Genomic DNA, 7646 nt, shown 5'->3' on the forward strand with positions numbered 1-7646 from the left:
CACATCGCTGCTGGTCATCGAGGGTTTGGACGCGTTCGTGCAACCGGTCGTGCAACCACCCTTCGCGTCGTCTACGTTGACGGCGACCTTCAGCCGTTTCGGTGTTGGCCATGCGGGCGCGGGTGGGCCTGCGAGAGGCGCGCTGCCACCCTTGCCGGTTGAGCCGCCACGATGGCGCGCATACCGCTCTGCGCCTCGGCGGCCGACGTGGGACCGTACCGCGTCCAATCAGGTGGAACAGTCGCGTCCTCAGCTCGCGCTCGAGCGAGCGCAGGGCCTGCGAGATGGTCGGCTGAGCGACGCCCAGCGCATTCGCCGTGGCGTTGACGCTTCCGTGGTCCACGACGGTGAGGAAGTACCGCACGTGCTGGGGCCCAAGCGCAGTCCAAGGCTTCGCTCGCCGGCGTGCTCACGCGCTGAGGGTTCCAGCGCTCGACTCCCCGTCCACCGATGTGCTGCCGCCCTCGTGCACACCGACGACTCCATCGGACACCAGCCAGTCGATGTCCCCGGCCGTAAGGCCGAGGGTGCCGAGGATCTCGCGGGTGTGCTCACCGAGCGCCGGTATGCCACCCATGGGCAGCTCGACGTCGCGGAACGTCGTGGGAGGCAGGACCGCTTCCACCGGACCCGACGGCGTGTCGATGCTCCGCCAGCGGTCCCGCGACGAGAGTTGCTCATGTGCGACCACCTTGGCGAGGTCGTTGATCTGCGCCGCCGGCACCCCGGCGTCCGCGAGCCGAGCGTCGAGATCCGCCGTCGGGAACCGTCGCGTGTTCTCGGCGACGACCCGGTCGCACTCGTCACGGTTGGCCACACGCAGCGGGTTGGTCGCCAGGTCGGCGCGGTCGGCGAGGTCCGGGCGCCCGAACACCTCGGTCACCAAGGCTCGCCAGCCCCGGTCGTTTTGGACGCCGATGAGAATCTGGCCGTCCGCCGTGGGGTAGGCGTCGTAGGGCGCGATCGAGGCGTGGCTGAGGCCCATCCGGGGAATCTGCCGGCCGCCGTACATCTGCATGTACATCGGGTGACCGAGCCACTCGACGGTCGCATCGAACATGGAGACGTCGACGACGCCGCCCCGACCAGTGCGCTCCCGGCGGAACAGGGCGGCTAGGACCGCCTGGGTCGTGTAGAGGCCCGCTGCGATGTCCGAGGTCGGGATGCCTGTCTTGGTGGCCGTCTCGGGGGTGCCGGTGATGGAGATGAGGCCCGCCTCGGCCTGGATGAGCATGTCGTAGGCCTTGCGGTCCCGCAGCGGCCCGTCGGTGCCGTAGCCGCTGATGCCGGCGATGATGAGCCGGGGATGCCTGCGAGCGAGCTCCTCGGCATCGAGGCCCAGCCGGGCGGCGGCCCCGGGCGCGGCGTTCTGGATGAACACGTCGGCGGTGGCCACGAGTTGCTCCGCGAGCGCCCGGCCTCGCGCCGACTTGAGGTCGATCGCCACCGATTCCTTGCCCCGGTTGAGCCACACGAAGTGGGAGGCCAGTCCGAGGACCGCGTCGTCGTAATTGCGGGCGAAGTCGCCCTCGCCCACGCGCTCGATCTTGATGACGCGAGCGCCGAGGTCGGCGAGGTGGCGGGTCGCGAGCGGCGCCGCGACGGCCTGTTCCAGCGCGACCACGGTGATGCCGTCCAAGGGCAGGAGCTCGCTTGTCATGGGCCAACTATCACGGGGCGCTCTATTACCCGTCAAATACCCAATGCTTCACATATTGATGAGCTATATGAAATAGTCCAGCCATGGACCTGCACCAGCTCGAGGCCTTCCTCGCCGTCGCTGAGGAGCTGCACTTCGGCCGCGCCGCCGAGCGCCTGCACATCGCACAGCCCCCGCTCAGTCGCACGATCAAGCAGCTGGAGCGCGACGTCGGGGCGGCGCTCTTCGACCGGACCACCCGCAGCGTCCGACTCACGACCGCCGGCGAGGCACTCGTAGAGCCCGCTCGGCAGGTCTTGGACGACGTCCGTTCGGCCCGTCGGGCGGTGAAGTCGGCCGGGCGAGGTGAGACCGGACGGGTCCGCGTGGGCTTTGCCGGGCCCTCATCACACCTGCTGGTCGGCCAGCTGGGACGGCTCGTGCGTGAGCGCCACCCAGGCATCGAGCTGAACCTGCGCAGTACCACGTACGGGCACGAGGCCCTCCGGGCGGTCGTGAACGGTGACCTCGACCTCGCGATCGCACGGTGGGTCACCGAACCGCCCGGGATCTCGCACCGGATCGTCTCCGTCGAGCACTACGTGCTCGTCGTCCCGGAGGAGCACCCCCTGGCGCGCCGGGAACTCGTCAGCATGGCGGAGCTGCGCGACGAGCCCTTCATCGCACTGCCGGCAGACCCGGGCTCGAGCGTGCGCGACCACTTCCTGAGGTTCGCCTCGGCCGCCGGCTATGCCCCGAACATCGTCCAGACGGCCCCCGACTCGTGGACCCTCATGGCGCTGGTGGGCGCCGGCGTCGGCCTGACCGTCACGCTCGACACCGCCGTGAACAACGTGGTGCAGGAGGGCATCGCGGTCGTGCAGCTCGAGGAGGGCCTCGTGCCCACGTACTGCTGGCTCGCCTGGCGGCGAGATGACGCCAACCCTGCTCTGCGAGAGGTGCTCAAGGCCTCCGAGGTTGCGCTGCCCACGCCGGATCTGGAGCAGGCACCGAGCTGACGCGGGCTCCCGCGGCGCAGCATTAAGGCGCTCAACAACGCCAACCCGGCTGGATCAATACGCCTGAGGCAATAGTTACGCGTCCAAGAAGTATTGGAGTTCCGGCCGTGCGCGGCGGCAGGGTGTTCGCACATCCACCCTGCACTCCGTGCCGACCGAGGAGCTCCATGGCGACCACCGACGACAAAGTGACCGACCTGGCCTCGGCCGTGGCCGCCCACGTGCGCGACGGCATGACCGTGGCCCTCGAGGGCTTCGGACACCTCATCCCCTTCGCCGCCGCCCACGAGATCATCCGGCAGGGACGGCGAGACCTCACGCTGTGCCGCCTCACCCCGGACCTGCTGGCCGACCAGATAATCGCCGCTGGTTGCGTCCGCCGACTCGTTGCCTCCTTCTTCGCGAGCGGCTCGGCCGGCTCCCTCCACGAGGTGCGGCGCAGGGTCGAGCGGGCCGACCCGGCGCCACTCGAGGTGGAGGAGTACAGCCACTACGGCATGGTGTGCCGCTACCAGGCGGGGGCCGCGAACCTGCCGTTCTTCCCGCTTCGGTCCTACGCGGGCAGCGACCTGCCCCGGCTCAACCCGAACATCCGTAAGGTGAGCGACCCCTATGGCGGACCTGACATCTACGTCGTGCCGCCGTTGCGTCCCGACGTGACGATCGTCCACGCGCAGCGCGCGGACCGCGCAGGCAATGTCCAGATGTGGGGGATCGTAGGCGTCCAGCAGGAGGCGGCGTATGCCGCCCGCACCGTCATCGCGACCGTCGAAGAGGTCGTCGACGAGGAAGTGGTCCGCTCCGACCCCAACCGCACGGTCATCCCGTCCCACGCCGTCGCCGCTGTGGTCCACTGCCCGGGCGGGGCACACCCGTCCTACGCCCAGGGGCACTACGACCGGGACAACGCCTTCTACCGCGAGTGGGAGCCGATCAGCAAGGACCGTGACGCGACCTTGGCCTGGCTCGAGGCGTATGTGCACGGCGTACCCGACCGGGCGGCATACCTCGAGATGATCGGAGCCGAGCGATGGGCCGCGCTCAAGGTGTCACCGAGGCTCTCGCAGCCGGTGGACTTCGGACGTCGCCGGCTCGCGGAAGTGGGAGGCCGACAGTGAATACATCCACGCTGCCTGAAAACAGGGCCCAAGAGCTCTCGGACGTCGATCCCTCCTCCACCGAGTTCCTTGCCGCGGTCGCGGCGCGGCAGCTCGCCGGCCGGCGACGCGTCTTTGCGGGGGTCGGGCTGCCCGCCCTGGCCGTCGACCTCGCTCGGCGCACCGTCAACCCGGACGTCGAGCTGATCTACGAGTCCGGCGTCTGCGGCGCCCATCCCGAGGGGCTCGCCGAGGGCATCGCCGACTCGGTCCTCGTGTCCGGCGCCGAGGCCGTGGTCGGCATACCAGCCCTGTTCGGTTACGTCCTCCAGGGCGGTCACGTCGACGTCGGCTTCCTCGGCGCCGCCCAGGTGGACCGATGGGGCAGCCTCAACACCAGCTTCATCGGCGACTGGGACCGGCCGAAGGTGCGCCTTCCCGGGTCCGGTGGCGCAGCCGAGATCATGGCCAACGCGGCAGAGTGCTTTGTCGTGCTACGTCGCCACGACCCGGGCGCCCTGCCCGCCCAGCTGGACTTCTGCACCTCTCCGAGCCCCGTCCGCGCCATGGCGGAGGACCCACGAATGGTGCCGCCCGGCCACGGGGTCTCCGTGGTCATCACCCCGCTCGCGGTCCTGCGCCGACCCGACAAGCTCGGTGAGCTGGTCATCAGCGAAGTCCATCCGGGAGTGAGTGTCGACGAGGTGCGCGCGGCGACAGGCTGGGACATCGCCGTCGCCGACGACGTGCGCGTCACCGAGCGACCGACCGTCGAGGAGGTGCGGCTGCTCCGGGAGGAGATCGACACCGTGCGGCTCTACCTGCGATGAGAGACCACCAAGGGGTGCCGGCAGAGAGCGGTGCTGGCCCACCCCGCCTCACCACGACGGACTCCGGTCCGAGCCGCATCGCCTACGTCGCCCTGCTGGCCTGCTCGACACTCGGGACGCTGGCCAGCACGCTGCTCAGCGCCCCGATCAATGTCATCGCCCGCGACCTCGCCGCCTCACCGCAGGGGATCGTCCTCGCCGTCAGCGCCTTCACCCTCGCGATGGTCGTGTGCGCACCCGTCGTCGGCTGGATGTGCGAACGCTTCGGTTCCCGTGTGGTGCTCAGTGGCTCGCTGGCGCTCATGGCCGCCGCCCAGGTCGGGGCGGCGCTGAGCCAGGATCTCCGGTTCCTCGTCCTGATGAGGGCCGTCCAGGGACTGGCCTGCTCCGCGATCCCACCGGCCGTCCAGCAGGTCCTCGGGTACCACTGGGCGGAGCACAAGGTCCGGGTGATGGCCGCCTGGGCGACCGCCATCGGCCTCGGCCAGGCCGTGGGGCCGGCGCTCGGCGGGTTCATCGCCGATACGCTGGGATGGCGGGCCGTCTTCGTCGCCCACGCCGGCCTCAGCCTGATCCTCCTGCTGCTCTCCCTCACCGTTGTGCCGAGCGTGGCCAAGACCCCTGCGCGCCTCGACGTTCCGAGCATGGCCACGCTCGTCGTAGGGGTCGGCGCCGTCATCGGAGCGTTGACATGGGCCGGACAGGGCGGCGACCTGCATCTGGTCCTCTCCGTCGCAGCTGCCGGCGGCCTGACGTTGGGCGCGTTCGCCTGGCGCGCGAGAGGAGGCGGTCGCAGCTTCGTCGCCTGGGAGGTCCTCGTCGACCTCAGGTACACCGCGAGTAGCGCAGCGGCCGGCACCGTGATGGCCTGCCTCGGTGTCGCCGTCGTAGCCACACCCCTGCACCTCGGTCGCGACGTCGGGCTGGGGCCCGCTGCGATCGGGCTGATCATGCTGACCTTGGCCCTCGCCATGACGGCGTGTGCGCCGCTGTCCACGCGCCTGACCAACCGCTTCACACAGTGGAGGGTGCTTCGCCTCGGCCTGACTCTTCTCGCCGCCGGGCTCGTCGCACTGCCTCTGGCCGCCATGACCGGCACACCAGCACGGGTCGTGGCCGTCACCGTGACCGGCCTCGCCCTGGCCGGCGGCGGCATCGGCATCTCGCAGGCCACCTCAGCGTTGGGATTGATGACGTCTCGGGCGGCGGCGCACGGCGCAGCGCTCGGCCTACACAACATGACCCGCTTCGCCGGCCTTGCAGTCGGCTACGCCTGGGTCGCCCTCACCTACCCAAGCGGCCACCTCCGACTTGTGTATGCCGGCCCCGTCGTGCTCGTCGCCGGGAGCTGGGCGTTCGCGGCCCGCGCCGGCGCAGCGGGGGACACCGTCGCGAGTGCCGACGCGGCGCAGGTCGCCGCCGACGCCCGCTGAGGCCGCCGGATGGCCCCCAATCCATACCTCTAGGACATCAATCATCCACACATTTGGTGTTGGACCATCAACGGCGCAGCCCCCTACCGTGGCCGCAAGCACTCAGCCAAAGGAGGCTCGAGCATGTCATCAACGGCGACGACTCTCGACGAGAGGATGGCCCGCAAGGCTGGCCTGGCCGCATTCGTCGGAACCACCATCGAGTGGTACGACTTCTACATCTACGGCACGGCCTCGGCACTCGTGTTCGGCAAGCTGTTCTTCAGCGCGGCGGCTCCGTCCGTGGCGATCCTCCTCTCGTTCGCGACCTTCGCAGTCGGATTCCTCACCCGTCCAATCGGAGGCGTCGTCTTCGGCCAGATCGGGGACCGCATCGGCCGCAAGCGGGCGCTCATCGCGACCCTCCTGCTGATGGGTGTGGCGACCGCTGGTGTCGGCCTGCTGCCCACGTATGCCGCGATCGGCTCGGCCGCCCCGGTCCTGCTCGTCGTGCTCCGCCTCATCCAGGGGCTCGCCGTCGGGGGCGAGTGGGGAGGAGCGGTCCTCATCGCGACTGAGCACACCAAGCGTGAGCGCGGATTCCTCTTCGGGGCGTTCGCCCAGCAGGGATCACCGGCCGGACGCATCCTGGCCACGCTCGTCTTCCTCGGCGTGACCGCGCTGCTGCCCGATGAGGCGCTGCTGTCCTGGGCCTGGCGCGTGCCCTTCCTGCTCTCGGCGGTCCTCGTCGTCGTCGGCCTGATCATCCGCCTGAGCATCGAGGAGTCGCCGGAGATGCTCGAGCTGCAGCGTCGCAACGAGACCGTGCGGGTGCCCGTGATGGAGCTGTTCCGGACCCACACACCGGAGGTCGTCCTCGGCGTCTTCGGAATTCTCTGCGTCTTCGTCGTCGTCTACGCCCGCGACACCTTCGCCCTCGCGTGGGCCACCAAGGACCTGAACTTCGCCAAGGACTCGTTCCTCAGCATCATCCTCATCGCGAGCGTCGTGCAGTTCTTCGTCCAGCCGTTCGGCGCGGTCCTCGCCACGCGCGGCAACGTGCGCCGCCTCGTGGCGATCCTGCTCGGCCTCGAGGTCATCGCCCTTCCCCTGATGTTCGTCCTCATCGGCACGGGCAACTGGACCATCGCGATGCTCGGCACCGTCCTGGCCACCATCCCCGACGTCATGTTCTACGCCGTCATGGCGGGCATGTTCGCGCAGGCCTTCCCAGCTCGCGTCCGCTACACCGGGATGTCGCTCACCTACGGCCTCTCTGGGGCCCTCTGCGGCACCACCCCGATGATCCTCCAGTGGCTGCTCAACTCCTCGGGCAGCATCGTCATGCCGATCGGCTTCGCCATCGTCACGACAGTGATCTCGCTGGTCGGCTCCGTGGCCCTGCTTGGGCGCACGGCGCGCCGGGCCGAGGCAGAGGGCCGTCACCTGGTCGTCGACGAGCCGGCTGTCTCCATTGCCTGACTGAAGGTGCTCGCCGGTTGACAAGCAAAGGGGTTGGGCCGGCCGCACGAGGCGTTCGGCCCAACCTTGTGGCCGCAGGGGGTCTTCGCTTAGCCTCGATCCACCGATGAGCCTTCGGTTGTCGGCGTGATGCCGTCCGCGCGCTGAGGGTCGTGTGGGGGCGTGGG

7 protein-coding genes are annotated in these 7646 nt (G+C 69.6%); 5 read left to right on the forward strand and 2 right to left on the reverse strand.

Annotated elements, in window-relative coordinates:
* Together N864_RS26450 and N864_RS16640 are read right to left on the reverse strand one after the other, a co-directional pair.
* Positions 1–364: helix-turn-helix domain-containing protein (locus tag N864_RS26450; protein ID WP_155892983.1), on the reverse strand; the 364-nt coding region annotated here is incomplete at its 3' end.
* 45 nt (positions 365–409) lie between these two features.
* Positions 410–1660 carry a CaiB/BaiF CoA transferase family protein gene (locus N864_RS16640; protein WP_051518709.1) on the reverse strand — a complete coding sequence of 417 codons (1251 nt, stop codon included), beginning with the start codon at positions 1658–1660 and terminating at the stop codon, positions 410–412.
* An 83-nt stretch (positions 1661–1743) separates the two neighbouring features.
* On the opposite strand from N864_RS16640, the gene N864_RS16645 reads away from it, so the two are divergent.
* The 5 genes from N864_RS16645 (at position 1744) to N864_RS16665 (ending at position 7479) form a co-directional block, all read left to right on the forward strand.
* Positions 1744–2658 carry a LysR family transcriptional regulator gene (locus N864_RS16645; protein WP_034719399.1) on the forward strand — a complete coding sequence of 305 codons (915 nt, stop codon included), beginning with the start codon at positions 1744–1746 and terminating at the stop codon, positions 2656–2658.
* A gap of 167 nt (positions 2659–2825) precedes the next feature.
* Positions 2826–3776, forward strand: coding sequence for a CoA transferase subunit A (locus N864_RS16650; protein ID WP_034719402.1), 951 nt, complete (start codon positions 2826–2828; stop codon positions 3774–3776).
* A complete protein-coding gene (locus N864_RS16655) occupies positions 3773–4585 on the forward strand; it encodes a CoA-transferase subunit beta (protein ID WP_240474368.1) in 813 nt (270 codons plus the stop codon). The genes N864_RS16650 and N864_RS16655 overlap by 4 nt, the downstream gene beginning before the upstream one ends.
* Before the next feature lie 14 nt (positions 4586–4599).
* The gene (locus N864_RS16660; protein WP_034719405.1) at positions 4600–6018 is read left to right on the forward strand and encodes an MFS transporter; all 1419 of its coding nucleotides are present in this window, start codon (positions 4600–4602) and stop codon (positions 6016–6018) included.
* A 123-nt stretch (positions 6019–6141) separates the two neighbouring features.
* Positions 6142–7479: an MFS transporter gene (locus N864_RS16665; RefSeq protein ID WP_034719408.1), complete on the forward strand. Its 1338-nt coding sequence runs from the start codon at positions 6142–6144 to the stop codon at positions 7477–7479.
* Positions 7480–7646 lie beyond the last annotated feature (167 nt).

This window comes from Intrasporangium chromatireducens Q5-1, assembly GCF_000576575.1.
Taxonomy (GTDB): domain Bacteria; phylum Actinomycetota; class Actinomycetes; order Actinomycetales; family Dermatophilaceae; genus Intrasporangium_A; species Intrasporangium_A chromatireducens.